Source organism: Streptomyces sp. NPDC002564, from assembly GCF_042889645.1.
Lineage (GTDB): Bacteria > Actinomycetota > Actinomycetes > Streptomycetales > Streptomycetaceae > Streptomyces.
Genome location: NZ_JBIARE010000022.1, coordinates 37,296 through 53,746, shown reverse-complemented (window position 1 = coordinate 53,746; position 16,451 = coordinate 37,296). Strand labels below are relative to the sequence as shown.

At 73.1% G+C, this 16,451-nt stretch carries 15 protein-coding genes; 6 read left to right on the top strand and 9 right to left on the bottom strand.

The features are described from left to right. Window positions 1–198: 198 nt before the first annotated feature. The 8 genes from ACFYXE_RS37770 to ACFYXE_RS37735 all read right to left on the bottom strand — a co-directional run bounded on the left by ACFYXE_RS37770 (window position 199) and on the right by ACFYXE_RS37735 (window position 7,984). Window positions 199–1,425, bottom strand: a complete 1,227-nt coding sequence (locus tag ACFYXE_RS37770; RefSeq protein ID WP_389320911.1) for a TerD family protein — start codon at window positions 1,423–1,425, stop codon at window positions 199–201. A 97-nt stretch (window positions 1,426–1,522) separates the two neighbouring features. After that, entirely contained in the window at window positions 1,523–1,744 is a 222-nt protein-coding gene (locus ACFYXE_RS37765) for a hypothetical protein (RefSeq protein WP_389320908.1), read from the bottom strand. Between the two features lie 50 nt (window positions 1,745–1,794). Next, window positions 1,795–2,784: a zinc-dependent alcohol dehydrogenase family protein gene (locus tag ACFYXE_RS37760; protein ID WP_389320905.1), complete on the bottom strand. Its 990-nt coding sequence runs from the start codon at window positions 2,782–2,784 to the stop codon at window positions 1,795–1,797. Continuing rightward, complete coding sequence (locus ACFYXE_RS37755; RefSeq protein ID WP_389320902.1) at window positions 2,781–3,689, bottom strand: carbohydrate ABC transporter permease; 909 nt, start codon at window positions 3,687–3,689, stop codon at window positions 2,781–2,783. The genes ACFYXE_RS37760 and ACFYXE_RS37755 overlap by 4 nt, the downstream gene beginning before the upstream one ends. Beyond that, window positions 3,689–4,642, bottom strand: a complete 954-nt coding sequence (locus ACFYXE_RS37750) for a sugar ABC transporter permease (RefSeq protein WP_361179886.1) — start codon at window positions 4,640–4,642, stop codon at window positions 3,689–3,691. The genes ACFYXE_RS37755 and ACFYXE_RS37750 overlap by 1 nt, the downstream gene beginning before the upstream one ends. Continuing rightward, window positions 4,639–6,003 carry an ABC transporter substrate-binding protein gene (locus tag ACFYXE_RS37745; RefSeq protein WP_389320898.1) on the bottom strand — a complete coding sequence of 455 codons (1,365 nt, stop codon included), beginning with the start codon at window positions 6,001–6,003 and terminating at the stop codon, window positions 4,639–4,641. Before ACFYXE_RS37745 ends, ACFYXE_RS37750 begins: the two co-directional genes overlap by 4 nt. 142 nt (window positions 6,004–6,145) lie before the next feature. Continuing rightward, window positions 6,146–6,916: a DeoR/GlpR family DNA-binding transcription regulator gene (locus ACFYXE_RS37740; RefSeq protein WP_361179882.1), complete on the bottom strand. Its 771-nt coding sequence runs from the start codon at window positions 6,914–6,916 to the stop codon at window positions 6,146–6,148. Between the two features lie 258 nt (window positions 6,917–7,174). Further along, complete coding sequence (locus ACFYXE_RS37735; RefSeq protein WP_361179880.1) at window positions 7,175–7,984, bottom strand: NAD(P)-dependent oxidoreductase; 810 nt, start codon at window positions 7,982–7,984, stop codon at window positions 7,175–7,177. Window positions 7,985–8,226: 242 nt separating this feature from the next. On the opposite strand from ACFYXE_RS37735, the gene ACFYXE_RS37730 reads away from it, so the two are divergent. From ACFYXE_RS37730 to ACFYXE_RS37715, 4 genes are all read left to right on the top strand, one after another. Next, window positions 8,227–9,252, top strand: coding sequence for a 5-dehydro-4-deoxyglucarate dehydratase (locus tag ACFYXE_RS37730; protein ID WP_389320893.1), 1,026 nt, complete (start codon window positions 8,227–8,229; stop codon window positions 9,250–9,252). Beyond that, entirely contained in the window at window positions 9,249–10,415 is a 1,167-nt protein-coding gene (locus tag ACFYXE_RS37725) for a hypothetical protein (protein ID WP_389320890.1), read from the top strand. Before ACFYXE_RS37730 ends, ACFYXE_RS37725 begins: the two co-directional genes overlap by 4 nt. A gap of 85 nt (window positions 10,416–10,500) precedes the next feature. Continuing rightward, window positions 10,501–11,850 carry a S28 family serine protease gene (locus tag ACFYXE_RS37720; protein WP_389320887.1) on the top strand — a complete coding sequence of 450 codons (1,350 nt, stop codon included), beginning with the start codon at window positions 10,501–10,503 and terminating at the stop codon, window positions 11,848–11,850. A gap of 83 nt (window positions 11,851–11,933) precedes the next feature. Then, on the top strand, window positions 11,934–13,238 hold the full coding sequence (locus ACFYXE_RS37715; protein ID WP_389320884.1) for a S28 family serine protease: 1,305 nt from the start codon (window positions 11,934–11,936) through the stop codon (window positions 13,236–13,238). Window positions 13,239–13,253: 15 nt separating this feature from the next. On the opposite strand, the gene ACFYXE_RS37710 is transcribed toward ACFYXE_RS37715, so the two are convergent. Next, the gene (locus tag ACFYXE_RS37710) at window positions 13,254–14,447 is read right to left on the bottom strand and encodes an MFS transporter (protein WP_389320881.1); all 1,194 of its coding nucleotides are present in this window, start codon (window positions 14,445–14,447) and stop codon (window positions 13,254–13,256) included. A gap of 186 nt (window positions 14,448–14,633) precedes the next feature. On the opposite strand from ACFYXE_RS37710, the gene ACFYXE_RS37705 reads away from it, so the two are divergent. After that, a complete protein-coding gene (locus tag ACFYXE_RS37705) occupies window positions 14,634–15,245 on the top strand; it encodes a TIGR03086 family metal-binding protein (RefSeq protein ID WP_361179867.1) in 612 nt (203 codons plus the stop codon). Window positions 15,246–15,412: 167 nt separating this feature from the next. Further along, window positions 15,413–16,213, top strand: a complete 801-nt coding sequence (locus tag ACFYXE_RS37700; protein ID WP_389320877.1) for an HAD family acid phosphatase — start codon at window positions 15,413–15,415, stop codon at window positions 16,211–16,213. Window positions 16,214–16,451 lie beyond the last annotated feature (238 nt).

Below are 16,451 nucleotides of genomic sequence, written 5' to 3'. Positions count from 1 at the left end.
TCACACGTGTCAGCGGTCCGGCCCGTGCGGCCCGTGCGGCCCGTACGCCTCCGCATCTCCGCACCCCCCCCGCGGGCCCCCCCCCCCCCCCCCCCCGCCCCCCCCCCCCCCCCCCCCCCCCCCCCGCCGCCGGGGGGGGGGCCCCCCCCCCCCCCCCCCCCCCCCCCCGCCCCTCGTCGTACACCGTCCGGGCGGGCCCTACAGGGCCTGCGCCGCAGGCTTCACCATGCCGCGCACCGTGCGGGACTTCACGAACTGTCCCATCGCGGTCATTTCCCACTCGCCGGTGAACTGCTTGATCAGCTTCGCCATCATGACGCCCGTCTGCGCCTCGGCGTTGGTCAGGTCGAAGCGGACCAGCTCCTCGCCGGACGCCGCGTCGATCAGGCGGCAGTAGGCCTTGGCGACCTCGGTGAACTTCTGTCCCGAGAACGAGTTCACCGTGAAGACCAGGCCCGTGACCTCCTGCGGGAGACGGCCGAGGTCCACGACGATCACCTCGTCGTCACCGCCGCCCTCGCCCGTGAGGTTGTCGCCGGAGTGCTTGATCGCGCCGTTCACGATCGAGAGCTTGCCGAAGTAGCAGCTGTCGACGTGGTTGCGCTGCGGGCCGTACGCGATGACGGAGGCGTCCAGGTCGATGTCCTTGCCGCGGAACGCGGGCTCCCAGCCCAGGCCCATCTTGACCTGCGAGAGCAGCGGGCGGCCGCCCTTGACCAGGGACACCGTCTGGTTCTTCTGGAGGCTGACGCGGCCCTTGTCCAGGTTGATCTTCCCGGCGCCGGGCGCGGGCGCGGCGGGCGCGGGCGGCGCGGCCGGGGCGGCGGGGGCCGACAGACGGGGGTCGGCGGCCGGCGGGGGCGGGCCCTGCACCGGCGGGCCGCTGGGCGGCGCCGGGGGAGCGGCGGCGGGCGGCGCGGGCGCCGGGGCGGGCTCCTCGACCGAGACGCCGAAGTCCGTCGCGATGCCCGCGAGGCCGTTGGCGTACCCCTGGCCGACCGCGCGGGCCTTCCACGCGCCGTTGCGCAGGTAGATCTCGACGATCACCAGGGCCGTCTCGGTGCCGAGCTGCGGCGGGGTGAAGGTGGCCAGCACGGTGCCGTCGTCGGCGTTGCGGACGGTGGCCGTGGGCTCGACGCCCTGGAAGGTCTGGCCGGCCGCGTCGGGGCTCGCGGTCACGACGATCTTCTCGATGCCGGGGGGCACGGCGGCCGTGTCGACGGTGACCTTGTCGGGGGTCGTGCCGCCACCCGACTGGTAGGTCACGCCGGGCCCGGAGGGCTGGTTGAAGAAGATGAAGTCGTCGTCGGAGCGCACCTTGCCGTCGGCGGTGAGCAGCAGGCCCGATACGTCGAGCCGCACCGGAGCGGCGACGTCCACCGCCACGCGGGCGGCGGTCAGCGGGATGTTCGAGCCAGGGGTCATAGCTGTCATGCCAGGGGTAACGAACGATCCCGCTTTGCCGTTCCCTTACCCGCGGAAGCTTTTTCCACGACCGCGCACCGGCCCCGGGCAGCCGCGGTCAGCCCCGGTTGCGCGGGTGGGCGCGGGCGGCGCGTTCGTTGCCGTGCTTGTAGTTTCCGGTCCAGCGGGCCATCACGAGCTGCGCGTCGCCGCGCTGCACCTCGTCGAGGAAGCGGGCGGCACGCGCGCCGCGGAGGGTGCCCGCGGCGCGCCCCGCGTGGGTGATCACGACGCTGTCGTCCGCGCGTCGTTCGAAGGCGAATCCCTGAGGTCTCGGCATGACCGGGAGCGTACGGCGCCGGTGGCGGCGGCCGGTACCGGATTACGGCCTCACGGCACGACCACGATCTTGCGCCCGGCGCCGGAGGCGAACCGGTCCAGGGCCTGCGGGTACTCCGCCAGCGGCAGCCGGTCGCTGATGAACACGTCCGGGTCGAGGACGCCGCCCGCGAAGAGCTCCGCGGCCCGCTCGTAGCTGTGCAGGACCGCCATCGAACCGGTGATGGTGATCTCCTGGTTGTAGATCCGGTACGGGTCGATGCTCACGCGCGTGGCGTAGTCGGCGACGCCGAACTGCAGGAACGTGCCCGCCTTGGCGACCCGTTCGAGGCCGTCCTGGATCGCGGCCGCGTTGCCGGTCGCGTCCACGACGACGTCCCAGCCCTGCGGGCGCTCCAGCTCGTCCGGGCTCGCCGCCGACCCCGAGACGCCCAGCTGCCGTGCGGTGGCGAGCCGGTCCGCGTTCAGGTCCACGACGTCCACGCTCGCCGCGCCGGTCCGCTTGGCGAGCTCCAGCATCATCAGGCCCATCGTCCCCGAGCCGTAGATGAGCACGTGCGCGCCGAGCCGGGCGCGCAGCACGTCGTAGCCGCGCACGGCGCAGGACAGCGGCTCGATCAGGGCGGCGTCCTGGGTGCGCACGTGGTCGGGCAGCCGCACGCAGTTGGCGGCGGGCGCCACCGCGTACTGGGCGGCGCCGCCCGCGGTGGTCACGCCGATCGCGGCCCACCGCTCGCAGAGGTTGCCCCGGCCGTCCCGGCAGTAGCGGCATTCGTGGCAGTGCAGCGACGGGTCCACCGCGACGCGGTCGCCCACGGCGAGGGTCCGCACGTCGCTGCCGAGCGCGACGACCTCCCCGGCGAACTCGTGGCCGGGCACGACCGGCAGGGTGGGCGCGAACTCGCCCTGGAGGATGTGCAGATCGGTCCCGCACAGGCCGCACGCGGCGACCTCCACGACGACGTCCCGCGGGCCGGGGGTGGGGTCGGGCAGCTCCCCGACGACGGCCTTGCCGACGGACTCGATGATGGCGGCCTTCACTTGACGGCTCCCAACGACAGGCCCTGGACCAGCTTGTCCTGGGCGGCGAACCCCGCGGCGAGCACCGGCAGGGAGATGACGAGCGACGCGGCGCACACCTTCGCCAGGAACAGGCCCTGGCTGGTGATGAAGCCGGTCAGGAAGACGGGGGCGGTCTGGGCGACGACGCCCGTGAGCACCCGCGCGAAGAGGAGTTCGTTCCAGCTGAAGATGAAGCAGATCAGTGAGGTGGCGGCGATGCCGGGGAGCGCGATGGGTGCCACCACGCGCGTGAGGATGGTCGGCAGCCGGGCGCCGTCGATCTGCGCGGCCTCGATGACCGGCTTGGGCACCTCGGCGAGGAAGGACTGCATCATCCACACCGCGATCGGCAGGTTCATCGAGGTGTAGAGCAGGACGAGCAGCCAGATGTTGTCCAGCAGGTCGGTGTTCTTGGCGAACAGGTAGATCGGCAGCAGTCCCGCGACGACCGGCAGCATCTTCGTGGACAGGAAGAAGAAGAGCACGTCCGTCCACTTCTTCACGGGCCGGATGGACAGCGCGTAGGCGGCGGGCAGCGCGAGGACCAGGACGCAGAGCGTCGAGGCGACCGACGCGACCGTCGAGTTGACCAGCGAGGGCCAGGGGCTCGCGCCACCGCCCGAGCCGAAGAACTCGCGGTAGCCGTCCAGGGTGAGCGGGGCGGCGAGCGAGGGCGGGTTGGTCGCGGCGTCCTCCTCCGAGTGGAAGGAGGTCAGCGCCATCCAGGCGATGGGCAGGAAGAACAGGATCCCGGCCAGCCAGGCGGCGACCCCCAGGCCGATTCCCCGGCGTCCGCGGCGGTCTTGGCGGTCTTGGCGTTCCCGGCGGTCCTGGCGTCCCCGGGGTCGCACGGTCGGGCGCGCGGTGCTGCGTACGACGCTCATCAGCGGGACGCCTCCTCACGGAACAGGGACGAGACGACCCGCAGCGCGAAGGTCGCGATGATCAGGGAACCGATGACGACGAGGACGCCCGCCGCGGAGGCGAGCCCGTTCTCGTGGGCCTGGTAGAAGCTCTGGTAGACGGTGTAGGGCAGGTTGGCCGTGCCGAGGCCGCCGGAGGTGATGGTGAAGACGGCGTCGAAGTTCTGCACGATGTAGATCGAGCCGAGCAGCGCGCCCAGTTCGAGATAGCGACGCAGGTGCGGCAGCGTCAGATGGCGGAAGACCTGCCAGTTGCTCGCGCCGTCCATGCGGGCCGCCTCGATCAGTTCCGGGTCGCGGCTCTGCAGCCCCGCGAGCAGGATCAGCATCATGAAGGGCGTCCACTGCCACACCAGGGAGGCCTCGATGGCCAGCAGCGGGGTGTGGGAGATCCAGTCGGGCTGGGTCGCCGAGTCCCCGCCCACCCAGTGCAGCAGGCCGTTCAGGAGGCCGTACTCGGGGTTGTAGAGCACGTGCTTCCACAGCAGCGCGGCGGCCACGGGGACCAGCAGGAACGGCGCGATGAGCAGCGTGCGCACGAACCCGCGCCCCTTGAACCTCCGGTTCAGGAGCAGCGCGAGGGCGAGTCCGAGCACCAGGCTCGCCAGCACGACGGTCGCCGTGAGCAGGATCGTGGTCAGCACGGACTTGCGCAGGTCGGGATCGGTGAGGACCTCGCTGTAGTTGGCGAACCCGGTGAAGCTGCGGGCGTCGGGGTAGAGCGCGTTCCAGTCGAAGAAGGAGATCACCAGGGTCGCCACGAAGGGCAGTTGGGTCACGGCGATCATGAAGATGAGGGCGGGCAGCAGGGGCGCCCTGGTCGCCCAGGCGCGCAGCCGTCCCGGTGTCCTGGGTGTCCCGGCGGCCGGTACGCGCGCGTGTCCGGCGGTGGTGGTGCTCGCGGTGGCGGTCATCGTCCCTCGTACTCCTCGGAGATCTTCTCGGCGAGGTCCTGCGACGTGTCCAGGGCCGCGTCGACGGACTGGCGTCCGGCGATGGCCGCGCTGATCTCCTGGGAGACCTTGGTGCCGAGGTCGGTGAACTCGGGGATGCCGACGAACTGGATGCCGGGCGCCGGACGGGGCTGCACGCCCGGGTCGCGGGGCCTGGCCCCCGTGATGGCCGCGCGGGTGACGTCCTGGAAGGCGGCGGCCTCCTTGCGGTAGGCGGGGTTCTCGTACGTCGAGGCGCGCTTGCCCGCGGGGACGTTGGACCAGCCGATCTTCTCGCCGACGAGCTTCTCGTACTCCTTGCCGGACGCCCAGGAGATGAACTTCCAGGCCTTGTCCGGGTTCCGCGAGGCCTTCTGCAGGCCCCAGGCCCAGGTGTAGAGCCAGCCGGAGCTCTCCGTGCGGGCCACGGGGGCCGGGACGTAACCGATCTTGCCCTTGACCGGCGACTTGGCGGACTCCAGGGAGCCCGCGGCGGCCGTCGCGTCGTACCACATGGCGGTCTTGCCCTGGGTGAGGTTGTTGAGGCACTCCGCGTAGCCGGACTGGGCGGCGCCGGACTCGCCGTGCTTGCGCACGAGGTCCACGTAGAAGCGGGTCGCCTTCTTGAACTCGGGGGCGTCGAGGCGGGCCTTCCAGTCCTTGTCGAACCAGGTGCCGCCGAAGGTGTTCACCACGGTCGTCAGCGGTGCCATCACCTCGCCCCAGCCGGGCAGTCCGCGCAGGCAGATGCCCTTCATGCCGGGCTCCTTGCCGTCCACGCGCGCGGCGAGGTCGGCGACCTGCTGCCAGGTGGGGTGTTTCGGCATGGTCAGCCCGGCCTTCTCGAAGACGTCCTTGCGGTACATCAGGAAGGACGACTCCCCGTAGAAGGGCTGCCCGTAGAGCTTGCCGTCGCTGCCCGTGAGGGACTGGCGCATCGGCGGCAGGATGTCCTTCTCGTCGTACGCCGTGTCCTTGCGGGCGTACGGACCGAGCTCGTGCAGCCAGCCGTTCCTGGCGTAGATGGGTATCTCGTAGTTGCTGAGGGTCGCGACGTCGTACTGGCCCGCCTGGTTGGCGAAGTCCTGGCTGATCTTGTCGCGGACGTCGTTCTCCGGCAGGACGGTGAAGTTCACCTTGATGCCGGTCTCCTCGGTGAAGTGGGCGGCGGTGAGTCTGCGCAGCTCGACCATCTGCGGGTTGTTCACCATCAGGACGTTGAGGGAGTCGCCGGAACCGGACCCGCCGGCACCGGCCCAGCAGCCGGCGAGCAGCGGGGCGAGCAGCGCCCCTGCGGCGGCCGCGGCGAGCGTGCGCGGCCTCCGTCGGCTCGGGGTTCGCATGAATCGCTCCTGGACATAGAGGGGGCAAAGGGGATTTTCGGGGCACGTCGGGGCGTGCGGAGGCCCACGGGGACGCGTGCGGGGGGGAGCGCGGGCGGGGGACGGGACTGCGGACGGCGGCGGACGGCGTACGGGGGGCTCGTCAGGCGCGGACGACCTGCGGGCCCAGGAGCGAGTAGCGGTGCGCCTCGGAGGCGGGCAGGCGGTTGCTGGTGACGATCGCGTCGAGGTCGCCGATGCCGGCGAACCGGCAGAAGCTCGTCGCCCCGAACTTGGTGTGCACGCCCAGGAAGACGGTCCGCCGGGAGGCCCTGATCGCCTGTGCCTTGACCTCGCTGACCGCCGGATCGGGGGTGGTCAGGCCGTGTTCGCGGGAGATGCCGTTGGCGCCGATGTACGCCAGGTCGATGACGAACCCGGCGAGCATCCGGGTCGTCCAGTGGTCGACGGTGGCGAGCGTGCCCGGTCTGACCCGGCCGCCGAGCAGCAGCACCGTGATGTTCTCCGCCTCGGCGAGGGCGCCCGCGGTGGCCAGCGAGGCGGTGACCACGGTCAGCGGGCGGCCCGCGGCGGCCCCGGGGAGCGCCTCGGCGATCAGCTGCGGGGTGAAGCCCTCGTCGACGAAGACGGTCTCGGCGTCGCCGAGCAGGTCGGCGGCGGCGGCCGCGATGCGCCGCTTCTCCGGGACGTGCATGGTCGTGCGGAAGGCGAGCGTGGTCTCGAACCCCGCGCTCTCCACCGGGTAGGCGCCGCCGTGGGTGCGGCGGACCAGGCCGTGGTCCTCCAGGGCGCGCAGGTCGCGGCGGACGGTCTCCTTGGCGACGCCGAGCTCACCGGCGAGCGCCGTCACGTCGACGGAGCCGGAGTGGCGGGCCGCGTTGACGATCCGCCGCTGACGTTCCTCCGCGGTCATCGGCGCCACCTTCTTCCCCTGGGACGTGCGGTGCCCGTTCGGGCCCTGTGGGGAAGTTCTACAGCGCGGGCCGGGGGGTGACCAGGCTCCCCGTGGGCGTGATGCTGCCCGTTTGTGCCCGCTTGGTGGCGCGACGGCCTGTGCGGCGGGCCCGGAGCGCGCCCGTTTCGGGGGTGCGGGCCGCCCGTTCGGTGCCCGGATGCGGGCGGCGGGGACGGGGACGCGGGCGGCGGGGACGGGGGCGCGGGCGGCGGCGGGTCAGTGCGGCCAGACCGGCGGGTTCGTGCAGAAGTGGCCGCCCAGGTGCGCGTGATCGGGGTTGCCGGACTCCAGCTCGCCCTGCTCGGCGATGAGCTGCGCCGCGTACGGCTCGGAGTCGTCCCGCGGTTCGTAGCCGAGCGCCCGGGCGGAGGAGAGGTCCCACCACAGGCGGGTGTTGGCGGACGAGCCGTACACGACGGTGTGCCGCACGTCGTCGGCGCCGAGCGCCGCGTGGAAGAGCCGCGCGCCGTCCTCGGGGCTCATCCAGACCGACAGCATCCGCACGCTGGTCGGCTCCGGGAAGCACGACCCGATGCGGACCGACACGGTCTCGATGCCGTGCTTGTCCCAGTAGAGCTGGGCGAGGTCCTCGCCGAAGGACTTCGACAGGCCGTAGAAGGTGTCGGGGCGGCGGGGGGTGTCGACGGGGATCAGCGGGTCCTCGCCGCGGGGCCGCGGGGTGAAGCCCACGGCGTGGTTGGAGGAGGCGAGGACGATGCGCCGCACGCCCTCCTCGCGGGCCGCCTCGTAGAGGTGGTACGTCCCCTCGATGTTGGCCTTGAGGATCTTGTCGAAGGTGGACTCCAGGGAGATGCCCGCGAGGTGCAGGACCGCGTCGGTCCCGCGCACCGCCGCGCGCAGCGCCGCCCGGTCGGCGAGGTCGGCGGTGACGGCCTCCGGCGCGTCGGCCACCGGGCGCACGTCGAACAGGCGCAGGTCGTACCCGTACGCGGGCAGCAGTCGGCGCATCAGGGTGCCGAGGCCGCCGGCGGCGCCGGTGAGCAGGACGGTGCGGGGAGCGGGCATGCGGGGTCTCCTCGGGCGGCCGTATGTATCCACGGACGGGATTCACATGTATGGACACGCTAGGGATCTCCGTCGACCCGCGTCAAGAGGCTCGCCGTGGCGCGCCCGCGGGTGCCGGAGGGCGTAAATCCGCCCCTGTACGGGGAGTTCGCCCGCTTGACCGGGCCCGAGCGGGCGCCTTAGCGTGGTCGCGTTCAGGGATATGGACATGAATCAGAAACGTGCACGCCTAGGGAGAGCCCGTGACGTCAGCCCCCCTCGCTTCCCGACTCCGCGTCCCCAGCGGGCCGCTCTTCTTCCCCGTCACCGCGTACGGCCCCGACGGCGGGCTCGACCTGGACACCTTCCGCGCGCACGTGCGCGGCGGCATCGAGGCGGGGGCGGCGGCCGTGTTCGCCTGCTGCGGCACGGGCGAGTTCCACGCCCTGACGCCCGAGGAGTTCCAGGAGTGCGTCGCCGCGGCCGTCGACGAGGCGGCGGGCCGGGTCCCGGTGGTCGCGGGCGCCGGATACGGCACCGCGCTCGCCGTGCGGTACGCGCGCCTGGCCGAGCAGGCGGGCGCCGACGGGCTGCTCGCCATGCCGCCCTACCTCGTCGTCGCCGGGCAGGAAGGGCTCGTACGGCACTACACCGAACTGGCCGCGGCCACCTCCCTGGACGTCATCGTCTACCAGCGCGACAACGCGGTCCTCACCCCGCGGACCGTCGTCGAACTCGCCCGCGCCGACGGCATCATCGGCTTCAAGGACGGCCTCGGCGACATGGACCTGATGCAGCGCACCGTCAGCGCCGTGCGCAGCGAGGTGCCGGGCGACTTCCTGTACTTCAACGGCCTGCCGACCGCCGAGCTCACCGGCCTCGCCTACCGCGGCATCGGCGTGACCCTCTACTCCTCGGCGGTCTTCTGCTTCGCGCCGGACATCGCGCTCGCCTTCCACCGCGCCTTCAACGCCGGTACGCCGCAGGGGGACGCGACCGTCGACCGCCTCGTCGACGGCTTCTACCGGCCCTTCGTGGAGCTGCGCGCCCTCGGCCGGGGGTACGCGGTCTCCCTGGTCAAGGCGGGCGTGCGGCTCGCCGGCCTGGACGTGGGCGCCGTGCGGCCCCCGCTGCACGAGCCCGCCGACGAACACGTCAAGCACCTCGCCGAACTCATCGAGCGGGGGCGGGCGCTGGTGCACGACGACCCGTACGCCCCGGACGGCCCGGCCGCCGTGGACGCCCCGGGGGCCCGGCCGGGCGTGCCGGTGCCGGGCGGTGACGCGTGAGGACCGCCGCCTTCCTCTACCCCTGGGACGTCGTCGGCGACCCCGCCGCGCCCGCCCGCCTCGCCGACCTCGGCATCCGCCAGGTCACCCTGGCCGCCGCCTACCACTCCACCCGCGCGCTGACCCCGCGCCACCCGCGCCACCGCGTCGTCACGGCCGCGCACGCCGCGGTGCTCTACCCGCCGGGCGCGCACTGGCAGGGGCGCACGCTCCGGCCGTACGCCGCCGGGGACTGGGCGCCGGGCGACGCCCACGCGGAGGCGGCCCGGGCGCTGCGGGACGCCGGGCTCGACGTGCACACCTGGGTCGTCCTCGCCCACAACTCCCGCCTGGGCGCGGACCATCCGCGGACCTCCGTGGTCAACGCCTACGGCGACCGCTATCCGTGGGCGCCCTGCATCGCGCAGCCCGCCACGCGCGCGTACCTGGTCGACCTCGCCGCGGAGGCCGCCGTCCGGCCCGGCGCGCACGGCACCGAACTGGAGTCGTGCGGCTGGTACGGCCTCGCGCACCTGCACGCCCACGACAAGATCGCGGGCATTCCCCTCGGCGAGGCCGGGCAGTACTTGATGTCGCTCTGCTTCTGCGCGTCCTGCGCCCGCGGATTCGCCGAACAGGGCCTCGATCCGCAGGAGTTGACGGAGGCGGTGCGCCGCTCCCTGGACCCGCTGTGGCGCGGCGGTGCCCGGGACGACGGCTGGGAGACCGTCGAGAAGCTCCTCGGGGCGGACCGGGCGGCGGCCACGCGCGCGTGGCGCGAGCGGACGGCCCGTACCCTCCAGGAAGCCGTCGTGGCCGCCGTCCGCGCGGCGGCCCCCACCGGCTTCCAGGTGCTCCTCCACGCCGACCCGGTGCCCTACCACTGCGGCGCCAACGCGGGCGTCGACCCGGCGCACATCCTCTCCGTGGCCGACGGCGTCGTCGTGCCCTGCACCGGCGGCCCCGGCCTGCTGACGCCGTTCGCCGAGCGGGCCGGCGACGGGACGGTCCTCGCCGCCAACCTCACCGTGGTGCGCGGCATGGGCGGCGACCCGGCCGGCCTCGCCGCCGACGCGGCCCGCGCGGCGGACCACGGTGCCACCCAACTCCGGCTCTACCACGCGGGACTCGCCTCGGACGACGACCTCGCACACGTCAGGGAGGCCCTGTCGCACGTCGAGTGATCACCGATACGATCCACGCACCACAACCGTCGCTCCCGTACCAGGGGGACAGTCGCTCCCCACGAGGGGGCCGGAGGGGGAACAGGTGCGCAACAACGGGATATCCGCGCTGCTCTGTGCGGGAGTGCTGGCGGGGTCCGCGGTGCTCGGCGGCGCGGTGCCCGCCGCGGCCGCCCAGGCGGCGGCGCGGGACGGGGCCGCCGCGCCCGACATCCGGGAGCGCCTGGAGCGCATACCGGGCCTGACCGTCGTCTCGGTGGCGGACAAGGAGGGCTTCCCCCTCTACACGCTGACGTACCGTCAGCCCGTCGACCACCGCAAGCCGCACGGCGCCACCTTCACCCAGCGCGCCACGCTCTGGCACAAGGCCACCGACAAGCCGACCGTGCTGTACACCGGCGGCTACACCCTGCCCGGCGGCACCACCGCCCTCACCCGTCTGATCGACGCCAACCAGGTCGGCGTGGAGCACCGCTACTTCGCCGAGTCCCGGCCCGCCGGGGCCGCGGGGAACGACTGGTCCAAGATGACCGTCGAGCAGGAGGCCGCCGACGAGCACCGCCTCACCCGGGCGCTGCGCACCGTCGAGAAGGGCAAGTGGCTGGGCACCGGCGCCAGCAAGGGCGGCATGACGGCCACCTATCACGAGCGCTTCTACCCCGACGACCTCGACGCGGTCGTCGCGTTCGTCGCCCCCAACGACGCGAACAACCGCGACGACAGCGGCTACGAGCGCTTCTTCAGGACGGTCGGCACCAAGGAGTGCCGGGACGCGCTGAACGCCGTGCAGCGGGAGATGCTGGTCCGCCGCGACGCGCTGCTCCCCAGGTTCGAGGCCGACGCGAAGGCCGAGGGCAGCACCTTCGACGCGACCCTCGGCACCACGGACCGCGCCTACGAGTTCGCGGTCCTGGACCAGGTGTGGAACTTCTGGCAGAGCGGCGTCGAGAGCGACTGCCCCACCGTGCCCGACGCGCGGCGGGCGAGCGACGACGAGCTGTACTCCTGGTCCAAGGAGCACGGCTTCAGCGTCTACCGCGACCAGGACCTCGGCACCAACGGCACGGGCCCCTACTACCGGCAGGCGGCCACCCAACTCGGCTGGGCGGACCTGGGGTTCGCGCACCTCAAGGACGTGCGCCACTACCCCGACATCTACCGGCCGAACTCGGTGCTGCCCGCCGCGATGCGCGGCACGTACAACAACCGCACCATCGCCGACGTCGACCGCTGGGTGCGGCGCGACGGCCGCCGCATGATGTTCGTCTACGGCGAGAACGACCCGTGGAGCGCCGAGAAGTTCTCCCCCAGCCGCCACGACTCCTACCGCTACGTGGTTCCCGGCGCCAACCACGGCGCCTCGATCGCCAAGCTCCCCGAACCCGAACAGACCGAGGCGGTGGCGACGATCAAGCGTTGGGCGGGCGTGAAGTGACCGGGCGAACGACGATGACGGCGCGAACGGTGCAGACGGCACGAACGCCACGAACGGCACGAGCAGCGCGAACGGTGCGGGCGGTGTCGGCGTTCGTCTGCGCCGGAGCGCTCGCCGGCCCTGCCGTGCTCGCCGCGGGCGCGCCCGCCGCCGCGCAGGTGCGGGCCGACGACATCGGGGGCCGCCTCGAGGGCATCCCGGGAATGACGGTCACCAAGGTGGAGGAGGTGCAGGGCCACCCCCTGTACTCGCTCGCCTACCGCCAGCCCGTGGACCACGACGACCCCGGCGCCGGCACCTTCACCCAGCGCCTGACCCTCTGGCACAAGGCCACGGACCGGCCGACCGTGCTGTTCACGTCCGGCTACGCGCTCACCTCCGACACCCACCCCCTCACCGGCATCCTCGACGCCAACCAGATCAGCGTGGAGCACCGCTACTTCGGCGCGTCACGGCCCACCGGGGCGGCGGGCGAGGACTGGTCCAAGCTCACCGTCCAGCAGGAGGCCGCCGACGAGCACCGCCTCACCCGCGCGCTGCGCACCCTGGAGAAGGGCAAGTGGATCGGCACCGGATCCAGCAAGGGCGGCATGACGGTGACCTACCACGAGCGCTTCTATCCCAAGGACCTCGACGGCGTCGTCGCGATCGTCGCGCCGAACGACACCCCGGCGCAGGGCGACCGCGGCTATCGGCGCTTCTTCGAGACGGTGGGCACCAAGGAGTGCCGGGACGCGCTGAACGCCGTGCAGCGGGAGATGCTCGTACGCCGTGACGCGCTGCTCCCCAGGTTCGAGGCGCAGGCGAAGGCCGAGGGCGCCACCTTCGAGGAGACGCTCGGCAGCGCCGACCGCGCGTACGAGTACGGCGTGCTCGACCAGGTGTGGGGCTTCTGGCAGCTGTCGAGGGCCGAGGACTGCGCGCGGGTGCCCGACGCGAAGAAGGCGAGCGACGACGAGCTGTACTCCTGGTCGATGGAGAACGGCATGTACATGGAGCGCGACGAGAACGTCGAGAGCCGCCCCTACAACCGGCAGGCCGCCACCCAGCTGGGCTGGGCCGACCTGACGTTCGACCGGCTGGACGGCCTGCTGCGCTACCCGGGAGTGCGCCGCCCCAACTCCCTGCTGCCCGCCGCGATGCGCGGCTCGTACGACGGCAGGACCGTCGCCGACGTCGACCGCTGGGTGCGGACCAAGGGCGAGCGGATGCTGTTCCTCTACGGCGAGAACGACCCGTGGAGCGCCGAGCGGTTCACGCCCAGCCGCCACGACTCGCACCTGTTCGTCGCGCCCGGCGCCAACCACGCCACCCCGGTCGACGACCTGCCGCCCGAGCAGCTCGGGCAGATGGTCGCCATCGTCAAGCGCTGGGCGGACGTCACGTAGCCGCGGCCCGGGGGATCAGGCGTCGAGCCGGGTCCCCCGGGGCGTCAGCAGGGGTGCGGCCAGCAGGAGGCGTGCGGCGGCCAGGAGCAGGAGCAGCAGGCGGGTGTCGGCCGTCTCGACCAGGACCGCGCCCGCCGCGATGCCGAGCGCGGTCGGGGTGAACATCAGGGTGCCCGCGGTCGCCGCCACCCGCCCCACCAGCGCGTTCGGCGTCTCCCGCTGGACCGCCGTGAGGCCCGCGATCAGGACGCACGGCAGGCCGATGCCGTTCGTCAGGCTGCCCGCGAGGACCGCCGCGTCGTACGGCTGCGCGGTCAGGAACGCGGAGACGCCGGTCAGGGCGATGCCCGCGCCGGCGAACCGCCGCGCCCCGAACCGCCGCATCAGTGCCCCCGACGCCACGCCCACCGCCACGGACCCCGCGCCCTGCACGACGTACAGCACACCGGTGTACGAGGGGGAGCGGCCGAGTCCGTCCACGACCGCGTAGACCAGGGCGCCGGTGACGCCCGACGTCAGCATGGTCAGGCCGCCCGCCAGGACGAGGGGCCGCAGGCGCGCGTGCCCCCAGAGGTACCGCGCCCCCTCGGCGGTGCGGGCCCGGAGCGGGGCGGGGTCGGGCAGCGGGGCGCCCTCCCGGACCCGCAGCAGCGCGAACAAGCCCGCCGCGAGCACGAACGTCACCGCGTCCAGGAGCGCCACGCGGGCGCCCCCGTACGCGGCGAACAGGCCCGCGCCCGCGAGCGGCGCCACCAGCTTCATGCCCTCGTTCGCGGACATCCGCAGGCCGTTGAAGTCGCCGAGCAGCTCCTTGTCGACGGCCGTCGCCACCAGCGCGGTCTCCGCCGCGTCGCCGACGACGCCGCATGCCCCGTAGACCACGAGGACGGCGAAGAGGATCCACAGCCGTCCCGCGGTGTCGACGGCGAACAGGGACAGGAGCAGCGCGCCGAGGGCCAGGTTGACGGCCACCAGGAGGGGGCGGCGGCGGGTGCGGTCGGCGAGCGTGCCGAGCACCGGGCCGACGAGGGTGGGCGCCCACAGCGCGAACTGGCAGAGCGCGGCGAGGCCGTCGGACCCCGTCAGCTCCTTCACCCAGATCCCGGAGACCAGCCACAGTGCGGAGCTCCCGAAGCCCGAGACCACCACCGCGCCCAGATACAGCCCCGCGTTGCGGTCCCGCAGGACACGCCCGATCGTCGATGTCATGTCCGGTGATGCTGGTTCCTAAGGTCCCCGGGGCGGTATCGGGCGGATTCCCGAGAGCTCGGCGATGAGTTCACCGGCCGGGGCGGGTCCACCAGGGGAGAGGTACCGATGCGGCCGCCTTACGGCGTCCGCGCCGCCGCACGCCGGGGCCCTGCGACCGCGCGCCCCACGACCCGGGAGAGCCCCATGACCGACCACGACACCCCCGACGACGAGCGGCCCGACCTCGGCCCGCAGGCCCGCCTCGTGGCGCGGCTCGCCGGGCGGGTCACCGACGAGCAGCTCGCGGCGCCCACGCCCTGTCCCGCGTACGCGGTGCGCCACCTGCTCGGCCATCTGCTCGGTCTCGCCGGGGCCTTCCGGCTGGCCGCCGGCAAGGAGCTGGGACCCGCCCTCGACCAGGACCCCGGCAGCGTCACGCCGGACGTCGGCCCTGGCTGGCGCGCCGAACTGCCCGACGCGCTCGACGGCCTCGCCCGGGCCTGGCGCGACCCGGCGGCCTGGCAGGGCATGACCCGCGCGGGCGGCATCGACCTGCCGGGCGGGGTCGCGGGCCTGGTCGCCCTGGACGAACTCGTCGTGCACGGCTGGGACCTGGCGCGCGCCACCGGTCAGGAGTACGCCCCCGACGCGGCGAGCCTGGACGCGGCCCGGGCGCTCCTGACCCCCGCGGCCGACGGCGACGGCGACGGCGGTGGCCTGTTCGGCGCGCCGGTGCCGGTGCCGGACGGCGCCCCGCTCCTGGACCGGGTGATCGGCCTGAGCGGCCGCGATCCCCGCTGGACACCGGCGCGTTGACGGCGCGCGGGCGCCGTCCGGCGCCCGCGGCCGGGCGTCGAGGTCGGGTATCGAGATCGGGTATCGATCGGTTAAAGGCTCTCCCAAAGGGGCTCCCCACACCCGGGTCAATGCGCGTAGACAGTCGGTGACCTGCCCGATCCACGATCGACCCGGAGATCGCATCCATGCGGAAGTCCCTGCGCGTGGCCGCCCTGGCCACCCTCTGTACCGTCACCGGCGCCGTCCTCCACGGCACCGTCGCCACCGCCGACCAGGACCGGCCCCGCGCCACCGCGGAGCCGCACAACATCGGCCTCCTCGTCGGCGAGATCGACGCGTACTACGGCGCGACCAAGGGCGCCGACGGCGTCTGGAAGTCCTCGCCCGACAGCCCGTACGCCAAGGACCTGGCCCGCATCCAGGCCAAGGCGAAGAAGGACATCAAGAAGGCCGCGCGCCGGGCGGACCACGGCCACCGCCACGGCAAAAAGCCGGCCGTCGTGCTGGACGTCGACGACACCGCGCTGCTCAGCTTCGACTACGAGAAGTCGACCAACTACACCTACAACAACGACAGTTGGGACGAGTACGTCAAGGAGGCCAAGCGCCCCGCCGTGTTCGGCATGCCCGAGCTGGTGGCGTACGCCAAGCGCAAGGGCGTCGAGGTCTTCTTCCTCACCGGCCTCGCCGAGTCGCAGCGCCAGGGTGCCGTCACCAACCTCGCGCGGGCCGGGTACGCCACGCCCCTGGACCGCGCCCACGTCTTCACCAAGGACAAGGCGAACCCGCCGGCCTACCTGAGCCACTGCGCCACGCCCGCGGCCTGGAAGTGCGACACCGTCCAGTTCAAGGAGGGCACCCGCAAGCACATCGAGTCGACCGGCTACGACATCGTCGGCAGCTTCGGCGACCAGGTCTCCGACCTCGCGGGCGGCTACGCGGACAAGACGTACAAGCTCCCGAACCCCACGTACTTCGTGGGCTGAGGGCGTACGTCGTGGGCCGAGGACGTGCGTCGTGGGCCGAGGCGCCCGGGGGAGTTTGCTCCGCGAGATAGGTTGTATTCCTGACTAGGTCGTCATACGGTCTAGGTAGCACAGACGCACGGGGACCGCGGGGGGGGGGGGGGGCCCGCGCCCCCCCCCCCCCGCCCCCCCCCGGCGGGGGGGGGCCCCCCCCCCAAAACCCCCCCCGAACGCGCCCACAACGCCCGCCCCCCCCCCC